The organism is Paenibacillus sp. FSL K6-1318, from assembly GCF_037976905.1.
Classification (GTDB): Bacteria; Bacillota; Bacilli; order Paenibacillales; family Paenibacillaceae; genus Paenibacillus; species Paenibacillus amylolyticus_A.
In genome coordinates this window covers 2,234,322-2,258,338 of the sequence record NZ_CP150270.1, presented here as the reverse complement: position 1 = coordinate 2,258,338, position 24,017 = coordinate 2,234,322, and the positions used below count along the sequence as shown (strand labels likewise).

The following is a 24,017-nucleotide window of genomic DNA, read 5'->3' as shown; positions in this document are numbered from 1 at the left end:
ATGTAAAATATCAAGTTATGGTACTGTATTTCGATTAATTACCAAACTACAGTACCATAACCAAAACAAAATATATGTCGTTAATTGTCGTTCTAGTTGAGATTTAATTGCATTTACTGTACCCACAGTTGCTGCATGTTTTGCATCCTTCCACATTCATCAGGGATGCCGAGCCGCATGAAGGACATAAATCTCTCGATTCGGTAAAGTTTTTCTGATCCTCCACTTGTGGATATGCGCTCTTCACTTGGTTCTGTTCTTGTAAAGCTCCAGTTTCATTCTCCTGCACATTGCTCTGTACATGACTTTCCAATGCTTTGGCGACTGCATCAGCAATCGATTCCACCCGGTTAGCTCCGAAACCAATCGCACCCGTACCGCCGATACCCTTGAGATGTTTGATCAGCAGTTCCACCTTGTGCCCATGATCTCCGTATCGCAGAAACAGTGAGCATACCCGACCGAGGGCCTCAGCCATGGCAAATACGTCCGATCCTGCTTTGCCCACGTTCAGGAAGATTTCTCCCGGCGTTCCCTCCAGATCATTGATCGTAATGTAAGCCATCCCGAATGGCGTATTGATTTTGTATGTCGCACCGCGCAGTACCTGAGGACGGCTTCTGTATTGCTTATCCAGCACTGTAGAAGAGGAAGGGATTTGATCGGAAGAATGCGTTCTAACCCCAACCTGGCTATTGGAAGTTCCATCACTTGCCTGCCCTTCCGCATTATTCGGGTTTTCTATTGCAGATACGACTGTCTTCTCTTCAGCTTCCGCCGTGTTCTGCTCTCCAGCCTTGGTCTCTTCCTTCTTCGACGTGGACAACACCTGCACATCCCTGCTGCCGTCGCGATATATCGTTACTCCCTTGCAGCCAAGATCGAAGGCCAGTTCGTACAGCTCAGCTGTATCCTCTACCGTAAAATCAGCCGGACAGTTGGCCGTCTTCGAGATGGAGCTATCCACCCATTGCTGAATCGTTGCCTGCACGCGGATATGATTCTCAGCCGACAGATCCATCGCCGTCACATAATAGTCGGGTAAAGCTTCACCCGGATGTTCATCCAGCCAATCTTGTGCAATCGGTACGAACTGTTCATCATAACCTAGACGGCTTTGACGGAAATACTTGAAGGCGAAATACGGCTCAATACCTGTTGATGTGCCCACCATCGTACCTGTACTGCCCGTTGGCGCTTGTGTGATCAGTGTGACATTTCGAATGCCCTTTTTACGAATGGCCTCCCCCACTTCAGGGTAGGTCGCAACCATGTTTTTCATAAATCCACTCTGTAAGTACGGTTCAGCTTCAAATGCTGGGAAAGCACCCTTCTCTGCTGCAATCTCTACTGATGCCAGATAGGCCTCCTTTGCCATGAATCCATACAGTTTATCCAGAAATTCAAGGGATTCAGGACTGCCGTATCGTATACGCAGCTTAATCATCAGCTCTGCCAGTCCCATTGTGCCAAGCCCAACCCGGCGTTCACGCTGCTGATTCAGTCTATTTTCCTCAAAATGATATGGTGTTGCATCGATGACATTGTCCAAAAATCTAGCCGAGATACGAGTGGTTTCTGCCAGTTCATCCCATGCCACATCATGATTTGTTTCATCGTAGAATTTGGACAAATTAATTGCTGACAGATTACATACACCCCAGCCAGGCAGGCCTTGTTCCGCGCAAGGATTAGTACAGATGATCGGATTGAAGTACCAGCTGTTGGACATCTGGTTATAGTACTCCATAAATACCACACCAGGCTCTGCCGATTTCCAGGCTGATTCAATAATGGTATGCCAGATTTCGCGAGCCTTCAGTGTACGATAGTGCACCACCGAATGACCTGCGGCTTTCCATTGCTGCATATCCCCGTTCCAATCAGTGTCATAATCCGGATCGTTCGTATCGGGGAAAACCAAATCCCAGTCTCCGTCGTGCTTGACAGCCTCCATAAATGCGTTGCTCACACATACAGACAGATTGGCATTGGTCACCTGCCCCATCGTTTGTTTCACGGTAATAAAATCAAGCACATCCGGATGCCAGTCATTCATCATGAGCATGAGCGCACCCCGGCGGCTTCCTCCCTGTTCAATCAGTCCAGTCGTATAACTGAACAAGCCACCCCACGATACGGAACCGCTGGATGATCCGTTGACACCTTTGACCACCGCCCGGCGAGGACGCAAAGAGGACAAATTAATGCCAACGCCTCCCCCTCGTGCCATAATCTCCGTCATTTCGGTCAAGGTTCTCATGATGCCACCCCGACTGTCTTGCGGAGACGGAATGACATAACAATTGAAGAGTGTCAGCTCATCGCTTGCCCCCGCACCCGCAGCAATGCGGCCTCCGGGTACTAACTTCCAATCTTCCAACACGGAGCGGAACTTGGACTCCCACGTTGCACGCTGATCAGCTGTGGATTCGACAGAAGCCATCGCTTTGGCAAGACGGCTCCACATCTCTTCCGGTGTTTTCTCTATATTGAGTGTCAGTTTCTCCACGTTTGTCTCGATCAACTCTCCGCTTCGAGTCCTCACTTGTACGAGCTGACCCTGACGTTCAATGATTTCGCCCACTTCCTTGGTTGGGAACTTGGGATCATCCTTCGTTAATACCAATACAACATCCCCGACCTTGGCATGATTCGAATCAGCGTCCTTCCAGGCGTATCGGTCCAGAAATATTTTTTCGCTGAGTCCTTCTAATTGGTACGATCGTTGGTTTGATTTCATCGCTACATTCAACCTCCCCGGAATAACAGCTACATTTTCACTATACAACTAAAATATGATGAAACACCACATATAGTGATATTAAATCAGTATATAACACCATATATTGATTTTCCATGCAACTTTTATCATAGTCCATCTTCATAGACTCCCCTGCTCGGACAAACTTCTTCACACACCCTCATACGCATGAATACGACATCTGTGAATTTTTTGGGACAGAAAAAATCTGGGGATAACAGCGATCGGAAGGTTGAGTTATGAACTGACTCTCATTCGTCCATACTATTACCTACGAATAAAACGTCATCACGTATGGCAGGGGAGGAAGCAACATGAACCGGAAAAACCCGCACCACACAAATCAACCTGTAGCCGAGCTGCCTGTTCCGTTGGAATTTGATCGGAGCTGGATCAATCAGTTGGAATCACGACTGGATAAAGGAGGTCCTTGGGGAGATTATCGACTCTTCCAACTGGGCATTCAAGCCGAAGAGACCAACCTGATTCCCAATTTTGACGAGATCCAATGTCTCAAGCATCTACAAGGCCTTACCCCACTCCCTCACCAGATGGACACTGCTCGCAGAGTATTATTTGAAATGTCAGGCCGGGCCATTCTCGCCGATGAGGTGGGTCTGGGCAAAACCATTGAAGCCGGTCTCATTCTGAAAGAATATATGGTTCGGGGTCTCGTATCCAAGGTACTCATTCTCGTGCCAGCCTCTCTTGTGTTGCAATGGGTACGAGAGTTGAATTCGAAATTCGGCATCCCTGCCATTGCCCAGAAAAAGGCCTACTCCTGGCAGAATGAAGTAGTTGTTGCTTCCATGGATACAGCCAAACGTGATCCGCATAAAGATATGCTGCTAAATACCGATTACGACATGATCATTATTGATGAGGCCCACAAGCTCAAAAATAAGAAAACAACCAACTATCAATTCATGCTGAAATTGCGCAAAAAGTATTGCCTGCTGCTCACAGCTACACCTGTGCAGAACGATATGAGTGAGTTGTTCAATCTGATCAACCTGCTGAAGCCGGGTCAGCTGGGTCGTCAGGGTGACTTTGCAGCCAACTTTGTCGTCGACAAGCGGGTTCCGAAAAATCAGGAACAGCTTAAGAACGAGTTATCCAAAGTCATGATTCGCAACCGCCGAGGCGAAGGCCCCGTTCAATTTACCAAACGAAACGTCTCCAATGTGAATCTGCAACTATCGCCTGAAGAACAGGCGTTGTACGATGGCGTGACTTCCTTTGTTAAAGACCAGTACCAGGAAGCCGGAGGCAACCTGAGCAGCATGCTCTCCCTTGTCACATTACAACGGGAAGTGTGCAGCAGTCGGGATGCTGTATTCGTAACACTGGTGAATCTGTCGAAGAAACTTCCGCTGGATTCGCCCCTTCGGGACAAGATTTGGGAACTCGTTGCCCATATTAAAGCGATCAAGGAGAATACCAAAGCCGAGAAAACGATGGAACTGGTTCGGAACATGAATGAGAAAGTGATTATCTTCACCGAATATCGGGCCACGCAGGAGTATCTGCTAAACTATTTCCGCAACAACGGGCTTACGGCTGTCCCCTATCGGGGTGGCATGAATCGGGGCAAAAAAGACTGGATGATGGATCTCTTCCGCGGGCGTGTGCAGGCCATGATTGCAACCGAAGCGGGTGGTGAGGGCATTAATCTGCAATTTTGTCACCATATGATCAACTTCGATCTGCCTTGGAACCCTATGAGGGTAGAGCAGCGGATCGGTCGGGTGCATCGGCTGGGACAGCAGAATGACGTGAACATTTTCAACCTGTCCACAACCGGAACCATAGAGGAACACATTCTGAATCTGCTGCATGAGAAGATCAATATGTTCGAGATGGTGATCGGCGGGCTGGATGTCATTCTGGAACGGCTGGAGAAAAAGGAGTCTATTGAGAAAAGTTTGTACAAAATCATGCTGGAATCACAAAATGAAGAAGATATTCGCCGCAAGATGGATTCACTTGGACAATCGCTGAGCTCCATTCAGCGTGAAGTCGCGGATGAGGGCCCTGCTGTATCCGGGTTAGATCTTCGCAAAGGAGGTAGCTGATCCATGACCATGTCCCCCCATGAAGTGCAGGCTTATGTTCTGACCTATCTGGAATCACTTGATTGTCAGATTATGGAGCGTTCCCCTGCCCATGTGACGGTCAAACTCTCGCCTGAAGCGGACAAAGCGTTGACGAACCGCCCCTATTATTGGGGGTTTGTGGAGCGAACCGGAGCACCAGCTGAGACCATGTCTTTCACATTTATATTCGATCCTGACAGCTATCAGCAGGCCATTGAAGCAGTAGAAGCCAAAGCGGCGCAAACATCACCTGCGGGTACGAATGGTGCAACCAACGGAAATACCCCAAGTGAGCCACCGAAGGATACCATTCTGGGTCGTTACTTCGGCATCACGCCATCTCTGCCCCAGCTGGGACCAGGGCGTATATTGCGTGAAGATGTGGTGTACGGCAGTCGCAGGCTTCAACAGATTTTCGGTGCAGCCCGTGAAGGCGGTGCCTTCGTAAATCTGTTCGAACAGGCAGCCCAACGGCAATTGCGCGCTACAGCGCCAGCCGTATATGAACCTTGGCTCGGTGTCTGTTTCAAAGTTGAATTTGCCTGTGACTTGAAACGGGAGGAACTGCATTTTCTCGGCATCTCCCTTCGCTCAGGTGAAATTATAGAGAAATTCGGCACGAAGCTGAATCGACGTGACCTCAGTCCGAGGCTCGCGGAGAACATGCATGTGCAGACAGCTAAAGTTTCGTTATCCGATGCAGGGGCTGCTTTGGAATCTCATTTGACGAATCGCTTGCAGAAACTCGATTACAGCTGGGCAGAGAAAGCTCAAGAGCGACTTGATCTGGAGCTGGACGTGTTGGACACATACTATGAAGCGGTACTCCGGGAAGATATGCCTGAAGTAGAATCCACGGAGAACTTAACCTCCGGCACAGAGACCGGACATTCTGATCGCACGACACCTGTACCCCTGAGACCCGTTATTGCATTAACTAACGCTGAACCCATTGGAGCAGATGTAGAACTGGCGGCAGAGGCCGCATTACAGATCGACACCGAGACAGATGCCGAAGAAGAGAAAGCGAAACAGGCGGTTATCGATCGTGAAGCCATGAAACTGCAATATGAGACACGCCGAACCGAAATGATCTGGCAATATGAGCCCAAAGTGAAAGTGACTGCGATTAGTAGCGGCATGTTTCACTTAAGATAGACGAAAGATAGACGAAGACACTACTTTTCCTGCAAATGCTGGCAAAAGTAGTGTTTATTCATGATCAGCCGCCCGACAGGTTGCAGCAACCTTTGCATAGCCTGTCCCCTAGAATGAAATTAGGACCGACCAGGCAATGGATAATGGAAAAGAAGGTGTTAACTTGAAACGATTCTCTCATATACGATGGAACAGTGTTCGGAGAACAACATGTATGACCTTGGGCTTACTCAGTTGTGTTGCCCTATTCTCCTTATGGTCGATTGCAAATGCTGAACAACAAAAAATAACCTCACTCGTGCTCGCATCGCCAACAGGTGACAGTACCAAACATCTTGCCTCTGCGAATGACAAATTAGCTCCCACAGCTGTACAACGGTTTGCAGAGCAACAAGCTGTTGCACTTGGTACGGCTAACGCCGAAGCACATTGGAAGAACGCCGAACTGGACTTCTACCCTCTGGGTCCGGGTACACATAGCTGGCTCGTGCAAGCTGAGTTTGAAGGCAAACCGATCGGTTATATGATTATCACCGCCACAGATCAGGGACAGCTGCTGCTTAGTGAATATGGTCAAGGAGAGTCCTCACCGTACAACAGTGAACTTCTTGGACAAGCCTTGGATCGACAAGCTGTCAACCTTGAGACGTTACTTGCTAGCGGAGGAGAGCTTCATCTTCGTTATGCTCTCCCCCTGCTGGCTTATTGGAAAGTGGAACAACGGAATCATCAGGCACTTTATATTGATGCTACGAACGGAGATGTATTACCGTCAGAGTTCCTGGACCGGCTAGAGACTGAGTCCAAACAGGTCTCTGCCAGCATAACTGATTTATCCACAACTTCATCTTTATCAGTTGATCCACTGCATCTGCGACCTGTATTCAATCCAGCTGACAATCTGTTGTGGATTACATCCAAGCCTATTCCTACTGACCGTGTACAAGATGTGATACAGCATGAAAAGAATCAAGAGATTGTTTTCTCAGCAGATCATCGTAATGTCATGTACGGCGGTCCTTTACCGGTTAGCGGTTATCAGCTATGGCATAGCGATCAGGATTCAGAGTCCATTCCGTATATAGCGATTGGCGGCAATACGTCCATTCAACGCTTTGTGCCTTTGAGCACATTGCAACAAGATGGTCATTTTTACATCGTGAAGCCTTGATCAACAGGAAATTCTTAAGACAACAACAAATAAGACGCCTTCCCATGTTTCAAAGGGACTGCGTCTTTCTTTTGGTTTTACATTAGCGAAATCAGGTTAGCGGTAGTCACCCTTTGCCCGAAGAACTTCGTTTATGAGGCTGTGACTCCAATGCTTTTTCCTTTTTCCCCACCCACAGGGATACAGCAAACGGAATCATACCGAACCATTTCATTGCCCACGGCTCTTTCTTTTTGGCGCGGCCTTTCCGCTCATCCTTGGGTGTATCGATATAATGAACAACACGCTGCGTAATGTATTTTACCAACTCATCACTTTTGGCCATAACCTCTGCCTCCTTCGCTCCTGCTCATTCACGGAGCTTACGATAGTTCTATTGTGTGCAGGATGTGCAATGGTTAAACATTTTTTTGTTGAAAGAAGTATGAAAACCCTCAGAATGCACAGTCTAATGCCAAAGGTATCCATACAGTCATTAAACTGCATCCGATACCTATTTCATGAAGGAGTGTGTATTCCCATGTATAAGCTGCTGACCGCTTCGGTGGCGTTGCTAATCAGCTTCCATTGCCTCCCCATCCTGCCCCACCATGTCGCTCATGGAAAAGCAGCCTATCTTGATTTTGCCGTATCTCAAAGTTCAGCTCAGTCCACTCCGTCCCAGAACAGTCCATCCATGCTGCCGGTGACCGATGGAGATGCTTATCGTTCCAGCCATCATGCCTTTGCAGCCCCGGTTATCCTGCTTGACGTAGGCCATGGAGGAATTGACGGTGGAACGTCAGCCCAAGGTGTGCTGGAAAAAGATATTAACCTCGCCATTAGCCAAAAGGTGTATCTCCTGCTTCGCAGCAAAGGTTATGCCGTTATCATCAACCGACTTGGGGATTATGCACTTAGTGATGAGAACCGCTGGCTGAACAGCCGCTCCCGTCATACCCGGGATCTTGCCCAGCGTAAAAGCCTCAGCGAAGAAGTGAGTACAGATATCGTAGTCAGTATTCATGCGAACTGGAGTCCCAGATCATCTGCACACGGCCCCGTGGTACTGCACCAGAAGGAAGGCAGGAGCTACTTGCTAGCCCAATCCATTCAGAACGCCATGAACGAATTGTATCGGACTGGACATGGTGTCGTATGGGGCAAGCCCTTTTATTTATTGAATTACGTGAAGCAACCTGCCGTCATTGTCGAAACCGGATTTTTGAGTAATGCGGCAGATCGTGCCAGAATGAGTGATCCCGCTGAGCAAAAACGAATCGCCCAATCCATTGCCAACGGCATTATTTATTACCTGTCGGTAGTGTAGGAGCAGCATGCCAGTTCCACACTTCGCGTACCAGATCACCTATACCCACAAACTCAACCTGACCCTGGAGACGGGAAACGGAATCACGAACCACAGCAGATGTGTTTAACCCCGTTTGGCCCACATGACCAATGACAACACAAATATTCTTGTCAATTGCGCGCTGAACAGCCAGATCCATTTGCTTGCGAATGTGCTGCTTGGAGTTTTGATCATCCAGAAAAACGTCATTACCTACAGGTGGCATATTTTTGGATATCGCAAGTTCTCCTACCACGGAGCGAAAATTCGTACGGCTGTCTACAAAAAAGAGGCCTCGCTCCTTGCATACATCAAGCACAATCGACATGATGCGTTTGTCGGAAGTGATTTTAGAACCCATATGATTGTTCATGCCAATGGCGTGGGGTACATCATCAATCGCTTTCTCCACGCGTTCCCGTACTTCTTCATCGGTTAGATTGGATGTGATTGCACCCGGGCCCAGCCACTCAGGTCTTCCTTTCTTGGGTTCCATGGGCATGTGTACGATCACATCCATTCCCTTTTCATGTGCAGCGATCGCATCTTTCTTCGTTGTTGGCAAAAATGGCATCACCGCTACCGTCAGTTTGACTGGCATTGCCAGAATCTCTGTCGTTCCCTTCATATCGTTACCAACGTCATCAATGATGATCGCTAACCGTTTATGATTCGATGGGGACTCAGAAGCTGCGGCTGTAGACCCTCCTGCCGAAACACCGACGTAGATCACAATCAAAAATGTCATGCAACTGGCCAAAAATCGATAATGCTTTCTCTTTTCCTTCATCATGATTCCCTCCCCGTAGATCTGTGTTCTCATTGTTTGATAATGAAGGGAGTTATATGTAAGCCAAAGCCTTCCTTAAATATCGACATCCCCCACTGGACAACTCCACTTTCAAATGAGCATCGTTTTTCCATTCGGCCTTCTTCTTTTCAGACAAGAACCGTCATTGAATATATCGATAATAGAAATAAATTAGAAAAAATACTGTAATTTGTCAGGTTTTCAGTTCAGGAATAATTTAGTAGAATCAACAATTGAAAGAAGCTAAAGTGCTTTATATTTTCCTATGATTTAAGGAAGGAGGTTTTGAAAGGGTTTACATAAATAAAATGCCAGACCATCAGCTATTTTACTATTTGCTATTTGAGGAGGATGAAAGTAGTGAAATTCAAATTAAAAAAGACGATTAACGTTTTATTGGCCTGCTTAACAGCTCTACCTCTCATGCTCAGTCCTACACAAGTTTCGGCAGCAAGTGATGCCACCATTAATTTATCTTCTGAAAAACAACTCATTCGCGGTTTTGGTGGTATCAACCATCCGGCATGGATCGGTGACTTGACAGCAGCGCAACGAGAAACTGCTTTTGGCAATGATCAGAACCAGTTAGGCTTTTCTGTACTCAGAATCTACGTTGATCCAGACCGAAATAACTGGTCACGTGAGGTTGCCACAGCCAAACGTGCTATTGAAAAGGGTGCTATCGTATTTGCATCCCCATGGAATCCTCCGAGCGACATGGTTGAAACCTTTAACCGCAATGGAGATACCAATGCAAAACGCCTAAAGTACGACAAGTATACTGCATATGCACAGCATCTTAATGACTTTGTAACCTACATGAAAAATAACGGCGTGGACCTGTATGCCATTTCGGTACAAAATGAGCCGGACTATGCACATGACTGGACCTGGTGGACGCCTCAGGAAATCCTCCGTTTTATGAAAGAAAATGCAGGCTCCATTCAAGGCACAAAAGTGATGGCACCCGAATCCTTCCAGTATCTCAAAAACATATCTGACCCAATTCTGAATGACCCGCAGGCGCTCGCTAATATGGACATTCTGGGAGCACACACGTACGGGACCCAGATCAAAGATTTCGCATATCCGCTCTTCAAGCAAAAAGGAGCCGGTAAAGAACTCTGGATGACTGAAGTCTATTATCCGAATAGCGATAGTAACTCAGCAGACCGCTGGCCCGAAGCGCTTGACGTTTCCTATCACATGCACAGTGCTATGGTCGAGGGTGATTTCCAGGCTTATGTATGGTGGTACATCCGCAGACAGTATGGTCCGATGAAAGAAGACGGAACGATTAGTAAACGCGGTTATAATATGGCTCACTTCTCCAAATTTGTACGTCCAGGCTATCTTAGAGTAGATGCAACCAAGAACCCGGATACGAACACATTCGTTTCTGCCTACAAAGGGGATAACAAGGTTGTCATTGTGGCGATTAACAGAAGCACTTCTGCAACGAGTCAGAAATTTGTTTTGCAAAACGGTAATGCTTCCACGGTATCCTCATGGGTAACCGATAGCAGTCGCAATCTGGCAAGCGGAGCACCAATTACGGTGTCCAATGCAACCTTTACTGCTCAACTCCCTGCTCAAAGTGTAACTACGTTTGTCGCTAATATTACGGGCAGCGGTGGAGGTAATACGGGGAGTGGCACTACGTACGAAGCAGAGACAGGAACGACTCTCTCCGATGCTGCAATTGAGACGATCTATCCTGGCTACACAGGCTCAGGATATGTTAATTTCAATGCGTTGACGAACTCGGGCATTCAATGGAATAACATCAACAATACGATAAGTGGCACCAAAAACGTAAAGTTTCGTTATGCGTTGGAAAGTGGCACCCGTAACCTCGATGTATTCGTAAATGGGACCAAAGTAATCAGCAATACCCCATTTACTGCAACGGGAAGCTGGTCTACCTGGGGTGAAAAAACAATTCAGATGCCCATGAACTCGGGAACCAATACCATTAAAGTGGTAACGACCGGTACTGAAGGTCCGAATATCGATAGTATCCACGTGTCCGCTCAGTAACCTATTAGACGATTTTATGGTACAAAACAAAAAGGTTCCCCGAAAGGCGTTAGCCTAACGAGGAACCTTTGTTTGATGCGGTCGAGAGGACTCGAACCTCCACGGGGGGTTAGCCCACACGGACCTGAACCGTGCGCGTCTGCCAATTCCGCCACGACCGCATATTGTATATCTCCGTGATATATATCTCGGCGACAAGAAATAATATATCATGTGCAATCTATCATGTCAACACTGAAAATAATAACAATAAAGCCCGAGCCAGACGTCCATGTCTGATTCGGGCTTTACTTATCGTTACTAGGGATTAACTCTATGAAACCTTAGGCATGTTACGAGTTACAGCTTGGAAGGCCAGTTGCCATACCATGCATAACCGCCTCTTCTTTCTTTATCAATATCACTTAGTTTGTATTTAACTACCCCGTCACGACCAATAAAGATCGGTTTATCTGTTCCCACTTCATAGAAGCGAGCCCAGATCGGTGCAGCTTTGGAATCAGCGATAATTTTGCTGTCTCCGTTTGCTCTTTCATACTTGTAACCCGTAATTTTGACTTTGTTAAACCAAGCTTCAGCTCCTTTAATGGATGCTGTAATTTTAGCGTTAGCAGGTCTGGTTTTCAGGAATTTAACAATCGTTACACTCTCTCCAGCCGTCAGCGATGGTACTTCATAGATTCTTGCGCTTGCTGGTTTAAGGGAACTGGAATCATGTTGTTGTCCCCATGCTGTCAGCTTACCGCCTGAAACGACCTGTGTATTCAGAATCGCATCCACACCTTTGGCAACTGAATTTTTACTGCGGTTAGCAAGTGTGCTGTCGATAAACGAGAAGTCACCTTTGCGCGTTGCTACTTCATCCAACATGATCATTACATTAATCATCGCATCATCATTGTAAGTGATGTGTTTGTGATATCCCGAGCTTTGATAGACTTGTGGCCATCCGCCGTTTGAATACTGCATGTTGATCAAAAAGTTAATTCCTTTGATTGCAGCTGTGGAGTAACGCGGATCATTGGTCTTTTTGAATTCCTTCGCCAATCTTCTAATTTCTGAGTATGTAGCCTTGTTGTCAATGGTGGACTTCGCCCATTCTCCACTTGTTTGTTTATAGTCTTTTCTCCAACCTCCATCTGGCAGCTGGTTCTTCAGAATATCAGATATACTTGCTGTTGTACCTGTTGCATCAGCGGCTGATACCGTTGTTACAGGAAGAACAGCTATACCAACTGCTGAGAAGACCATCGTACATGCCAGAATAAAAGTAACTATTTTTTTTGCTTTCAAAGATAACACTCTCCTATGTTTGTTTTTATAAATCTCCCACTTCTACCTTACTTATAAAATTAGTCCCTTAACCTCCTTTATTTGAATTTATAACACAATAAAATCAATTTTCATCCAATATGTGGATTGGATAAGAAGATGATATGCAAAAAATCGATTTTTGTCAATATATGCAACTTAATGAATATAATCTCTCAAATTGAACATTACGGAATAGTTCTTTTAACTCATGACAAACCTATTTATTTGTCCAAAATCGTCTTAAACGAATCAATAATGACGTTTTTGTCATGAATGATACCCAAACTTGATCCCTTCTTTCATATAAAAACCGTAATTCCGCTAACATTGAGGTATTACGAAGGGGTTTAAATGGGTTTGACAATTACGCATTTATGCAATATAGTTTCAAATAGTTACAAAAACTTAATTATTCATTGCCGAGTTTCATGTTTGAAAACGGGGGAACCATTTTGGGTGAATTATTCTTATACATAGGAAATATAGGGAACCTTCTACCGAACCCTTAGCTAACTCCGTAGGCATCGAAGGGAGAACATTGATTTTGAAAAAACTGATAATCTCCATTTTTGGAGCAGCTGTACTATTTACATCCGGGGCAACAAGCACAGAGGCAAGCAGTATCAACTCCGTAGTGAACAACATGACAGGTATACCTTACAAGTGGGGTGGCACGACTTTGGCCGGCTTCGACTGTTCCGGGTTTATGAGATATCTTTTCAACAAATACAGCATTGAATTGCCACGTACTTCGCAGCAGCAAGCCAAAGCAGGTACTCCGGTATCCAAAAGTAACATTCGCACAGGTGATCTGGTGTTCTTCAATACGATGGGCAAAGGCATTTCACATACAGGTGTATATATTGGCGGCGGACAATTTGCACATGCTTCCAGTAGTAAAGGTGTAAGTATTACGAAGTTATCGAATCCATACTTCAATGATCGTTACGTGACAGCACGTCGGGTAACTGGACAATTTATGTACGATAAAATGTTGGGGAAAATGTAAGTATGATATAGAAAGAGGAGGCTCCGGATCACCCGGAACCTCCTCTTTTGTTTGATTAGACATTTATGGACTAATCCTAGTACTACCCTTACCTAGACTTAATGCAACGCCTTCTGCACTCGCATCGCACCCTGAGACAGGGCATGTCCGCCTCCTACAGCTCCGGCTACGGCAACGGTCTCCATGATCTCCTGGTCAGTTGCACCCTTGGCACGAGCTTCTTCTACATGGTAGAAAGTACACACCTCATTGTTGGCGAACAGTCCTATTCCGAGGGCAATTAGCTGTTTTGTCTTCGCATCAATCACGCCAGGCTGAAAGCATTCTCCGGTAAACTCATGATACGACTTCACCACTCCTGGCAGCACATCGCTTAATGCTCCAATCTGATCCTTGTAGGCATGAACTTTATCATTCATCAATGTCATGTCTTGTAGCACACCCTCTCAGCTATAGTTACAGATCGTTCTCACTGTACCTATTTTCTCTCCCGAGTGAGCCAATTATGCCAAGAAATCATGGTAATTCCAAACATATAAACGCTCATGGTTCTGCCACATTATTAGCGATTGCTACTCACTAAGTGGACTCTGGCGCGGCTCGCTGAACAGCTGATATCGGTAACTGCGATCCAGCTTGACGACACGTCGATTTTGCCGCCGGATAAGTACCTGCTCGCCATCCCAGGCAACCACAATCCCGGTTACATCGTTTGACTCCAGCTCGTCCCGTACTACTCTTACTTTCTCACCTGACAGACGCAGGGCATCCAATTCTGTATCACTGATCATGTTCTTGGCTCCTATATTCCAAATTTATTTACAAAAAGAGACCTAAATGAAATGTCATTTAGGTCTCACGTGACTGTATTGGACTGTCATGTCATTCGAAATTATGTCCCGACTGAAAGTTACCGCTGCGCGTGCTCTTTGCTGTCGTTCTTCTCGAACCAAAAATCAAGCACTTTGGCGGACATCACACGTTCTTCAAGGTACTCCACTTGATGCGGTGTAAATTGTTCTTTCCAAGAGAAGGACAACTCTTCGCACAAGCCTACAATCGTCAGTAATTCTGACCAGGCAACATAGCGTTTGTACCAGAAAAATTGAGGATGTTCAATCATATAGGGATAAAGGTCATCGAATTCCGTATGTTTACAATCCAGGGCACGTTCAAAATGAACTTTCGATTCCGCCAGCTTATCAATAAAAAATTGTTCTGTTGCCGGTTGGTTCCCCATGGTGTTGCCTCCTCTCCCTAACATAACCCCATTATAAATGAAATCCGCGGTCATGCAAAGGCATAGTTCAAAAAATAGGCCCTATTCCTTTAAAATGTCACATTTCGTTATCGTCAAATTGTACCGTTCCATCGTTCAGAGAACGAATACGTACCAAGGCTTCCACCGGAATACCCTGTTCACGAATCGTGCGTGCCCCTGCCTGAAAACTTTTCTCGACCACAACGCCAAATCCGACGAGTTCAGCACCGGAACGCTCAATAATTTTGATGACTCCACGAGCAGCATCCCCATTGGCAATGATATCATCAATGAACAGAATACGGTCATTCTCATGAATGAACTCGCGGGATACCATAATGTCTGTTACGATTCCTTTGGTAAAGGACGGCACACGTTCACAGTAGGCATCAGGATCAGCCAGAAGCGTTTTTTTGCGACGGGCGAATACAAGCGGCACCCCAAGTTCATGAGCTGCGGCAAAAGCAACCGGAATCCCTGAGGATTCTACCGTAATTACCCGAGTTACTCCACTTTCACGAAACCGGGCAGCAAACTCCCGTCCCATCTCCATCGTTAATGCAGGATCAATCTGGTGGTTCAACAGACCATCCAGCTTCAATACCTGATCCGAGATGACAACACCTTCTTGTAAAATTCGTTGTTTCAATACTTCCATGATTTGACCTCCCAAGCCTATCCTATGAGGTAAAAGTATCATATATCTATCTATAAGTTCAAGCGAAATTGCCCGAGGGCTGTCCTTAAGCTGCATTTCAAGCCAGAGCTTGCTATCGATTGTCATGTCTTTCGTGGGTCAAGCATACCTTGTACCATGGTACCCGCATGTCCAAACTATACAGGGGCCTGAGAGGGGAAACACATGAAACAGGCATTTCGGGTGCTGCAGATCGCATTTACATACATCGGAACGGTTGTCGGAGCCGGCTTCGCCACAGGGCAGGAAATCTTGCAGTTTTTTACCCAGTATGGCAAATGGGCCACCATCACCATAGGCTTATCCACCATGCTCTTTGTCTGGTTAGGTACCAAAATGATGCTGATTGCTCACGATACCGGCTCCCGCTCTTATGAGGATCTGAACAAACATTTATTCGGCCACAAGGCAGGCAAATGGATTACCTGGGTGACCCTTCTCATTCTCATTGGCGTGAACAGTGTCATGCTTGCCGGAGCAGGTTCCGTTTTTGTTGAACATCTGGGTTTACATTATCAGACGGGTCTGATTGTCACACTGGTAGGGACTTATCTGCTTCTTGGTCGGGGCATCCAGGCCATCCTTCAAATGAATAGCATCGTCGTTCCCATGATGCTCCTGTTATCCCTGCTCATGATTACCAGCACCATTCATCATCCAGGTGCTTCGCGATTCATCACACTGACGACAGACTCAAACCCCATTCAGGTGTGGCTGTCTCCACTGCTGTACACTTCGTTCAATCTGGTGTTGGCTCAAGCCGTCCTTGTGCCTGTAGGTAACCAAATCCGCAGTCGGAGTGTATTGAAGTGGGGCGGCGTGCTGGGAGGCATTGGCGTAGGCTTCATGCTGATGGCAGCTCACTTTGCCATGTCAGCACAGATGCCCGGCATCATCCAATTCGAGATCCCGATGGGCAGCATTGCTTTTCAACTTGGATGGGCAGTGCAATCCGTATATGTATCCCTTATTTTCATGGAAATATTCAGTACTTTTGTAGCCGATATCTATGGAATGACCTTGCAACTCAGACAACATATACGTGTGCATCCCCGTTTCATTACATTAACCATTATGCTGTTGTGTTACTCACTCAGCCAGTTTGGATTCAGTTCTCTGCTATCCATCCTGTACCCCATCTTCGGAAGTATGGCGCTAATCTGGGCTGCCAAATTGGTGCTGAACCGCTGGGGTGCCTTTCGTGGACGCAACAATACATAACTTTACGGTTATGTATTTCATGAATATGAGCATCATTTGATTCATGACCACAAGTTATCGCGCGTAGTCTTTCCTTAGAAATGACAAAAAAGCCGCTGTATAGCACAGCGGCTTGCACTTGTTACTCTCGGTTTTAGGCTTGGCTAGGGAACTGGAGATACATCTTTTTCAGCTCATTCACCGATCTGCCAAGCGAGTAATGTGTTTTGGCTTTTTCACACGCCGAACGGGCAAGTTCATAACGGTAAGCCGGGTCCAACATCACTTTTTCAAGAGCTTCAGCCAGTGCAGAAGGATCTTCTGCCGGTACTAGCAACCCATTGCTACCGTTCTCGATCTGTTCCGGTATACCGCCTACATCCGTACCCACAAGGGCAAGACAACTCAGCGCCGCTTCAGCGAAGACGGAACCAAATGCTTCTGCCCGTGAAGGAAGTACAAAAATATCAAAGAATGGCATGAATTCCTCAGGGTGCAGTGTATAACCATAAAAGATCGTCTCATTGTAGATCCCTAACCGCTGCGCCAATTCTTCCAGATCAGGACGAATCGGTCCGTCTCCAATAATGTGTAACACATAATCATGACCTCGACCCTTCAGTTCCGCACAGGCTTTGAAAAGAATATCCAGTCCTTTCGCCGGAACAAGCCGACATACCGTGACCAGCTGTGGTATGGCATTATCATGGGGAATCGGCTTAAACCGCTTCTCATCGAATCCATTGGGAATCACACCGATGACATCCGGTTCCTTCACGTAGGGGGCCAAATAACGACGGAACGAATCCGACACCGTCAAGAGGCGCTCTGCCTGGTGCTCCAACTCCCCATATATCGCGAGCAGGAATCGATGCTCTGGTCCATCCGGTTCAATGCGTCCATTAAGAATTAATTCTCGTTCATAACTGGAGTGAATCGTCTGAATGAGGGGGGTATCCGGGAAAACCGTTTTCATCGCGAGTCCTGCAATCGGGTGGTGGGCATGGATCAGATCATAGGGCTTCTGAATGCGCAGTTTGGTCCACCATAGATAATCACGATAGGTTTGAATATATTTCTGGACAACAGGACTATCCTGATATTCGGTCCAATCAAACGTTTGAAATTGAACTTCCTCTCTGCCCTTGTTGCGAATTCGCTTCGGCAACGAGAACAGATCCATTTCCCACCTCGGGGTTGTAAACCTCTCCTGCATATACGGAATCATAGAGGATACACCTCCGGGCTGCTCCGGAGGAAAGAAAAGCGCCTGCAGCAATTTCACCGTTAGTTTCCCCCTTTCTAGCTTAAGTTCTCTCAATGCATCTACATCCATGATATATCAGAACATATGTTCAGTAAAGATCTAAAATGAGAATCTCTCTCAATTACCCTATCCCATGTTGAATGTTCATCCCTTTATTTTGTCTACGTACTGCTCTATTGTCCATTATGACATAGGGAAGCCGGAACATCCAAGTCGTATATACAACATATTCACGAACTGTGCCCCTCAGAAGCAAAAGCCGCAATCCCTCCATCAATCTCACGGTTGACTGCAACGTAATCATCGGATAGCCATACCCAGCATTTAGTTCAGCAACTCCACTGGCTTCTCATATGTGCTAAAACCATCGGTCTCCCCCAAAAAAGTATACCCGTTCCGCGCATAAAAGGCGTTCAACGTCGCGTTGCTCGCTCCGCAGTCCAAGCGGACCGTATGTTTGCCTTCGAACTGTATGCCGCTACTGGACCATTGCAATATCGATCGTCCCAGACCGCCCTGAGCATATTTTCTTCGAATCGCCAGCCGATGCAGATAGATTGCGCCATCCTCAGCGTGAGCTTTTGAACCCCAGAGATGAACATCCCACGGGCTGGGCTGAACCATGAGAATGACCATGCCCGCTATGTCCGCACCTTTTTTGAAAACAAACACGTCCCCACGTCGAATTGCCCCTGCCGTATCATGTGAATCTTCTCCTTTAAGCAAGCCGTTCCACTGAGAAGAGCCTTGACTCTGTAGCCATTCGGCTGTCTCCACCAGCAGTGAGATCACATCCTCCGTATCCTCAGGCTTCGCCTGAACGGCTTGAAAACCATCGTTAATATATTCGCTACTAATCCTGAATGAGTGCATGATTGTCCTCCTCCACTTCCTGATCTCTATTAAACTAATGGTACTATACCGGGAAATGAATTTTTCGTCAAAATGAAAACAAAAAAAAGGTAAAAGGCGACTGCCTTTTACCCATCTATTCTGGCTTCATCAATAATCTGATTTCGATATAACATCGTAAGGTGCAGCGTATCAAACTCCATTTCCTTGTCCAACTCCTGCATTAGCACTTCGACCAGGCTCTTTCGCTGTATGCTCGTTCCAGGAACCTCATAATCGATGTATCCCGTCAGATCGGATTGAGAAGTGTCTATGGTTGCTGTTCCCACAGGCAATCCACCACGCTCCTGAAGAAACAGCTCATATACCCGGAACTCCCGATCCTTACGTTTCAGCATGACATAACTTGCTTCTTCGGCAGCCTCCAACTCATCCAGATGCGATTCATTCGTATCCTCAAACTCCTCGGAGAAATCGCGATGTATCCACTCTAACGCCTCGAGTTCGTTGCCCTGATGCCACATGCGGATCGTAATCGTATCGATGATATCCTCATCCAGCTCTCTGACCAGCAACTCTGCCGCGGCTTCCAATTGATTCTCTTCAGGCTCGTCATACCAGTGTATTTCACCTTGCGCATCGGCGCCATATTGTTTTAAGGAAGCTTCCGCAAGTTCCTGCCCATCGGCATCATTGAATATATACGTTGATATGCTGCGTCCGGCACTTACCATTTCCATCTCCAGAACATGATCCCGATCTTCATATGTAAACGATTCGGCTTGTGAACCAGGGATTACCTTAATTTCACTGCTGTCTATATCGTCATAACGTTCCTCGTCATGAACCATGTCTTCGGACGACCATGCGCTCTCTGACTCAGGCTTGTGCAGAACCGAGTGTAGTGAGCCACAACTGACCAACACTTCATAATATGCAGCCTCCAACGCATCTGCAAGAGAACGGACATAGGCATGCACTTTCTCCACGATACGTTGTTCTGTATCATCTGGCAGAGACTCCTGCTCGATCTGAAGACTACCAGATAAGCGATCTCCTTCTCTATATACAAGGAACAGTGAGCCTGCATATTGACCATTGACCATCACATCCTGTACTTCTCCACCTGATGTACGCAGGTCAGTAACCAATTCCACATCATGTTTCATTACCTGTCCTCCTCCATTCCTAACGTTATTCTCTTAGGATACCCCTGAGGACGGTAGATTATGAGGGAAGTGTGCATTTCAAATATAAGATGTAAAGTTAGACGGATAACACATATTTTTGGATTGCGTGTGCCACACCCTGCTCGTTATTGGACAGTGTCACCTCGTCCGCAGCAGCTTTCACCTCGTCCGGTGAGTTATCCATGGCGATGCCTTTACCAGCAAAGGTCAACATCGTAATATCATTGAAATAGTTGCCAATCGCCATGATCTCCGAAGGCAAGATTCCTTTGGATTCGGCAAGCCGTTTGAGCGCAGCGCCTTTGGACGCTTCGGGATGCATCAGATCAATAAAAAAGTCACCACTCCGTGTCATATAATAAGGCAAATTCCAGGTAGACCACTCCTGCAGTACTGCATCCATCTGTTCAATCGGACCAAATGCAGTGAATTTGGCCAGTGGCTCTGTCATGTCAACCCACTTGGGTAGCTTCAGCGGCTCCGCCAAAAAGTTGTAGTACATCTCACGCACCTGCAACCCCAAACCTTCCGGTTGATCCACGTACAGACCAAAAGCCGTATTGATATCAAAATGCACGCCATTAGTCCGGCAGTAATCGATGATCGGCTCCAGGCCTTGTCCATCTAATGCAAAATGATGAACCACCTCACGTGTATCCACCTGTGCCGTTACGGCACCATTATGTGTAATCACATATCCATCCAGTCCCATCTGCTCCATAAAAGGAATCGTGTTCGCAGGACCTCTGCCTGAACATAGAACGATCTCTGCTCCCTGACGGGAAGCACGGATCAAGGTCTCCTGAGTCCATTCGGTAAGTTCATGATGATCATTCAGCAGTGTTCCATCTACATCAAGCGCTATTAATTTATAGGTCATTTTGACTTCATCCTCATCTGTTAGTAGTCGCACCCACCCAAACCCTCCCTTCCGAGGGAGGGCCCCAGAGGGCTCTGCCCTCTGGACTCCCGTCTTGCTCAACGGTGTTAGGTCGGGTCTTGCTATGTCACGGTTGTCGTAGGAACGCTTGTTGCCGGGCACACCGCTGGTTAGCGGCGCTCCCGCCCAAGCTAACCGGGACCATTACGGGCAGGGCTTCGCTCTCTGCCCGGCTCCCTGCTTCACTTCGTGAAGATCGGGAGCTTTTCGCCTTCGGCGTTAGTATCGGGGCTTCGCTTCCCTCCACGACTCCCTGCTCCGCTTCGCGAAGGTCGGGAGCTTTTACTTCCGCAGAAGGCTCAACTCATCTGCGGTTAATTCACGATAGCTTCCGATCTCAAGATCCGAAGCCAGCCCAAGCTCACCCATGGCTACGCGTTTCAGATAGATCACTCGCTTGCCCACAGCCTGAAACATACGTTTGACCTGATGAAACTTTCCTTCGTGAATAATAAGTGAGATCGACGAGATCGTCCCTTCTTCTGTCTCTTCCCGACCAAGTATAGTCAGCTCGGCAGGCAGTGTTTCGTACCCGTCATCCAGCTGTACCCCAGCTTTGAAACGTTGTACATCCTCCTCATCCACGTTACCCAGTACACGGGCTTCATAGGTTTTGGGCACATGCTTGCGTGGAGATAACAGATCATGGGCAAGTGGACCATCATTCGTGAGAATGAGTAGTCCCTCTGTATCCTTATCCAGTCGTCCCACAGGAAACGGATTAAAGACCCGATCCTCTTTGCGCAACAGATCCAGCACCGTCTTATCTCTGTTATCCTCGGTAGCAGACACGACACCTGGAGGTTTATGCAGCATCAGGTAGATCATCTCCCGGTACACAATTCGCTCTCCATCAGCCTCGATGACGTTGACCTCCGGATTCACCTGTACGCCGCTGTCCTTCACTGCCTTGCCATCCACATGGATTCTGCCTTGCTTCACCATTTTTTTGAGTTCACTTCGTGTTCCCACACCCATATGACTCAATATTTTGTCCAGACGCAGCGTTTGTTTGCCTTTTCCACTCATACCGATGTCCACCTCCAGCCTGCCGGATATTCATTCTTCAGCACACCATCCAGCCATTTTCCCCAGCCAGCAGCATAACCATCTACACATACAAGAACGTACCCTTTGGCAACTGTGTCCGCCTTGAGCACCACTCGTTCTTCTTCAATATTCAACGTTTCACCCTTGAGGTACCTCACGGCTTCGCCATCAGCGGATGACAGATTCACGCTTCGCCGTGCCTCAGATGCATTCAAAGCACACGCAAGCGGGTGGGACGGAACAAATCGTCCATTCTTGATCGTACCCATAAACCAGCCTGGACGAATGACTTTTAGTCCCTCCAACCGAGCTGCACCAACCGATGATTGATATACCCGGTCTCCGTAACATACCGTTTCTCCGGCTAACTCAACCTCCAGTTGTTCTTTCATAAACTGAGTATAAACCGCAACCGGATCAATACTTGCCGGATCAACTCCGCGTCCCTGACCCCGTTCCGATTTACGTCCACCGTAATCTTTACCTTTTTTGCCCTGTCTGCCCGAATTCTTGCCGCCACCGGCCTGTCGGTCATGGGACTCTCTGGATTCGATTCGCAACAAACGTTCCTTTTTACGATCAGCCTTGGTCATAGCAATTGAAGAAGCAGCAATAGAGTGATCCTTGTTCCCCTCTACTTCAATCCTGGACACATCCACGACCTGTCCATACTCCATTGCTCCTTCTTTAACTACTCCAGATTGATCTGTTTCCAATCCTTGCCCTGCACGATGCTGTAGTACAGCGACAAAATGCCCTTCTCCTTCCAAAAGGTGAGGCCACAATCTTGCGGTGCCACGCGTTTGATCCAGTACAGCTTCCGTCTCTTCTGCCTTCTCTGGCATCATCTGACGTACCCATTCCGGACGTCCTGGAGCGAATCCTTTCTGTTCAGGAATGTCCCTGACAAAGAAATCATGGTTTACATTCAAGAACTCCGCAATCATTGCTTCATTTTCCTCCGGTGCAAAGGTACATGTCGAGTACACGATTGTGCCGCCCGGAGCCAGCAATCGTGCCGCAGTCTCCAAGATATCCCGCTGCATGAGCACACATTTTTCCACCGAATGATGTTCCCACGATTTCACCATGTCCTCATCTTTGCGGAACATGCCTTCACCTGAGCAAGGCGCATCAATTAATACTTTGTCAAAATAATGAGGAAATGCATTCGCAATCCGCTCGGGCGACTCATTCAACACAACGGCGTTCCGCACCCCGTACAATTCCACGTTCTTAGCCAGCGCTTTCGTGCGTTCGGCATGGATATCATTCGTGACAAGCACGCCCTTGCCCTGCAGCTTTGCTGCAATCTGTGTCGTTTTCCCGCCCGGAGCAGCGCAGAGATCAAGCACGCGATCCCCAGGTGCCACTTGCAATAATTCAACTGGAGCCATAGCACTTGGTTCCTGTATATAATAAAGGCCTGCATGATAATAAGGGTGCAAACCCGGCTTAACACCATGAGGTACATAGAACCCTGTCTCACACCACGGAATAGATCTTAGATCAAATGGAGCAATCTCATCGAATTGTTCCATCGATATCTTCAGCGTATTCACTCTCAACCCCGCATGTGGAGACTGCTCATAAGATTTCATAAATTGTTCAAACTCATCGCCAAGCAAACTTTTCATTCGCTCGGCAAATATTGAAGGTAGCTTTACACCCATATTCCCACTCATCCTGTCTTGGTAAGATTGCATTATCGTTTTATTTTATCATAACCAAGCTTTGCTTTCCTATCATATCGTATCTATTCCACTACAGCGTGTAATGTAGTATAATGGCAAGTAGATTGATTCCTGAGCAAAAATTCGGGTGTTTATGCATATTATCCCAACCTCTATTTTTGCCAAAACTATAT

The 24,017-nt window shown here is 47.0% G+C and carries 21 protein-coding genes, 1 tRNA gene and 1 riboswitch; of the genes, 7 read left to right on the top strand and 15 right to left on the bottom strand.

Features of this window, described 5'->3' with window-relative positions; all coding sequences use genetic code 11:
* Positions 1-103 precede the first annotated feature (103 nt).
* The gene (locus NYE45_RS10160) at positions 104-2,743 is read right to left on the bottom strand and encodes an adenosylcobalamin-dependent ribonucleoside-diphosphate reductase (protein ID WP_340016560.1); all 2,640 of its coding nucleotides are present in this window, start codon (positions 2,741-2,743) and stop codon (positions 104-106) included.
* Between the two features lie 335 nt (positions 2,744-3,078).
* On the opposite strand from NYE45_RS10160, the gene NYE45_RS10155 reads away from it, so the two are divergent.
* The 3 genes from NYE45_RS10155 (at position 3,079) to NYE45_RS10145 (ending at position 7,189) form a co-directional block, all read left to right on the top strand.
* Positions 3,079-4,839, top strand: a complete 1,761-nt coding sequence (locus tag NYE45_RS10155; RefSeq protein WP_340016559.1) for an SNF2-related protein — start codon at positions 3,079-3,081, stop codon at positions 4,837-4,839.
* A gap of 3 nt (positions 4,840-4,842) precedes the next feature.
* The gene (locus NYE45_RS10150) at positions 4,843-6,018 is read left to right on the top strand and encodes a YqhG family protein (protein ID WP_340016558.1); all 1,176 of its coding nucleotides are present in this window, start codon (positions 4,843-4,845) and stop codon (positions 6,016-6,018) included.
* A gap of 214 nt (positions 6,019-6,232) precedes the next feature.
* Positions 6,233-7,189 carry a hypothetical protein gene (locus NYE45_RS10145; RefSeq protein ID WP_340016557.1) on the top strand — a complete coding sequence of 319 codons (957 nt, stop codon included), beginning with the start codon at positions 6,233-6,235 and terminating at the stop codon, positions 7,187-7,189.
* 106 nt (positions 7,190-7,295) lie between these two features.
* On the opposite strand, the gene NYE45_RS10140 is transcribed toward NYE45_RS10145, so the two are convergent.
* The gene (locus tag NYE45_RS10140) at positions 7,296-7,514 is read right to left on the bottom strand and encodes a YqzE family protein (RefSeq protein WP_340016556.1); all 219 of its coding nucleotides are present in this window, start codon (positions 7,512-7,514) and stop codon (positions 7,296-7,298) included.
* Positions 7,515-7,709: 195 nt separating this feature from the next.
* Here NYE45_RS10140 and NYE45_RS10135 point away from each other — a divergent pair, with 195 nt between their 5' ends.
* The gene (locus tag NYE45_RS10135) at positions 7,710-8,498 is read left to right on the top strand and encodes an N-acetylmuramoyl-L-alanine amidase (protein WP_340016555.1); all 789 of its coding nucleotides are present in this window, start codon (positions 7,710-7,712) and stop codon (positions 8,496-8,498) included.
* On the opposite strand, the gene NYE45_RS10130 is transcribed toward NYE45_RS10135, so the two are convergent.
* A complete protein-coding gene (locus tag NYE45_RS10130; protein ID WP_340016554.1) occupies positions 8,473-9,267 on the bottom strand; it encodes a divergent polysaccharide deacetylase family protein in 795 nt (264 codons plus the stop codon). The two genes, NYE45_RS10135 and NYE45_RS10130, sit on opposite strands and share 26 nt — an antisense overlap.
* A 423-nt stretch (positions 9,268-9,690) precedes the next feature.
* On the opposite strand from NYE45_RS10130, the gene NYE45_RS10125 reads away from it, so the two are divergent.
* Complete coding sequence (locus NYE45_RS10125) at positions 9,691-11,370, top strand: carbohydrate-binding protein (protein WP_340016553.1); 1,680 nt, start codon at positions 9,691-9,693, stop codon at positions 11,368-11,370.
* A 76-nt stretch (positions 11,371-11,446) separates the two neighbouring features.
* On the opposite strand, the gene NYE45_RS10120 is transcribed toward NYE45_RS10125, so the two are convergent.
* Together NYE45_RS10120 and pelA are read right to left on the bottom strand one after the other, a co-directional pair.
* Positions 11,447-11,531, bottom strand: a tRNA-Leu gene (locus NYE45_RS10120).
* A 178-nt stretch (positions 11,532-11,709) separates the two neighbouring features.
* Entirely contained in the window at positions 11,710-12,672 is a 963-nt protein-coding gene (gene pelA / locus NYE45_RS10115; protein ID WP_340016552.1) for a pectate lyase, read from the bottom strand.
* 419 nt (positions 12,673-13,091) lie between these two features.
* A riboswitch (cyclic di-AMP (ydaO/yuaA leader) is annotated at positions 13,092-13,223 on the top strand.
* 5 nt (positions 13,224-13,228) lie between these two features.
* Between pelA and NYE45_RS10110 the strand changes: the two genes are divergently transcribed.
* Entirely contained in the window at positions 13,229-13,693 is a 465-nt protein-coding gene (locus NYE45_RS10110) for a C40 family peptidase (RefSeq protein ID WP_062833670.1), read from the top strand.
* Between the two features lie 98 nt (positions 13,694-13,791).
* Here the strand turns inward: NYE45_RS10110 and NYE45_RS10105 are convergent, their stop codons facing one another.
* From NYE45_RS10105 to NYE45_RS10090, 4 genes are all read right to left on the bottom strand, one after another.
* Entirely contained in the window at positions 13,792-14,121 is a 330-nt protein-coding gene (locus NYE45_RS10105) for a carboxymuconolactone decarboxylase family protein (protein ID WP_017689352.1), read from the bottom strand.
* Positions 14,122-14,265: 144 nt separating this feature from the next.
* The gene (locus tag NYE45_RS10100; RefSeq protein ID WP_056700334.1) at positions 14,266-14,484 is read right to left on the bottom strand and encodes a hypothetical protein; all 219 of its coding nucleotides are present in this window, start codon (positions 14,482-14,484) and stop codon (positions 14,266-14,268) included.
* Between the two features lie 119 nt (positions 14,485-14,603).
* The gene (locus tag NYE45_RS10095; RefSeq protein ID WP_024629266.1) at positions 14,604-14,933 is read right to left on the bottom strand and encodes a hypothetical protein; all 330 of its coding nucleotides are present in this window, start codon (positions 14,931-14,933) and stop codon (positions 14,604-14,606) included.
* A gap of 97 nt (positions 14,934-15,030) precedes the next feature.
* Positions 15,031-15,612, bottom strand: coding sequence for a xanthine phosphoribosyltransferase (locus NYE45_RS10090; protein ID WP_062833667.1), 582 nt, complete (start codon positions 15,610-15,612; stop codon positions 15,031-15,033).
* A 204-nt stretch (positions 15,613-15,816) separates the two neighbouring features.
* On the opposite strand from NYE45_RS10090, the gene NYE45_RS10085 reads away from it, so the two are divergent.
* Complete coding sequence (locus NYE45_RS10085) at positions 15,817-16,872, top strand: hypothetical protein (protein WP_340016551.1); 1,056 nt, start codon at positions 15,817-15,819, stop codon at positions 16,870-16,872.
* A gap of 133 nt (positions 16,873-17,005) precedes the next feature.
* Here the strand turns inward: NYE45_RS10085 and NYE45_RS10080 are convergent, their stop codons facing one another.
* From NYE45_RS10080 to NYE45_RS10055, 6 genes are all read right to left on the bottom strand, one after another.
* Positions 17,006-18,136: a glycosyltransferase family 4 protein gene (locus tag NYE45_RS10080; protein WP_062833665.1), complete on the bottom strand. Its 1,131-nt coding sequence runs from the start codon at positions 18,134-18,136 to the stop codon at positions 17,006-17,008.
* Positions 18,137-18,442: 306 nt separating this feature from the next.
* Entirely contained in the window at positions 18,443-18,991 is a 549-nt protein-coding gene (locus tag NYE45_RS10075) for a GNAT family N-acetyltransferase (protein WP_340016550.1), read from the bottom strand.
* 107 nt (positions 18,992-19,098) lie between these two features.
* Positions 19,099-20,139: a hypothetical protein gene (locus tag NYE45_RS10070; RefSeq protein WP_340016549.1), complete on the bottom strand. Its 1,041-nt coding sequence runs from the start codon at positions 20,137-20,139 to the stop codon at positions 19,099-19,101.
* A gap of 97 nt (positions 20,140-20,236) precedes the next feature.
* Positions 20,237-21,040, bottom strand: a complete 804-nt coding sequence (locus NYE45_RS10065; protein ID WP_062833662.1) for a Cof-type HAD-IIB family hydrolase — start codon at positions 21,038-21,040, stop codon at positions 20,237-20,239.
* Positions 21,041-21,382: 342 nt separating this feature from the next.
* The gene (locus NYE45_RS10060; RefSeq protein WP_340016548.1) at positions 21,383-22,129 is read right to left on the bottom strand and encodes a pseudouridine synthase; all 747 of its coding nucleotides are present in this window, start codon (positions 22,127-22,129) and stop codon (positions 21,383-21,385) included.
* Positions 22,126-23,823 (bottom strand): RsmB/NOP family class I SAM-dependent RNA methyltransferase, encoded by a 1,698-nt coding sequence (locus NYE45_RS10055; RefSeq protein WP_340016547.1) that lies wholly within the window; start codon positions 23,821-23,823, stop codon positions 22,126-22,128. Before NYE45_RS10055 ends, NYE45_RS10060 begins: the two co-directional genes overlap by 4 nt.
* Positions 23,824-24,017 lie beyond the last annotated feature (194 nt).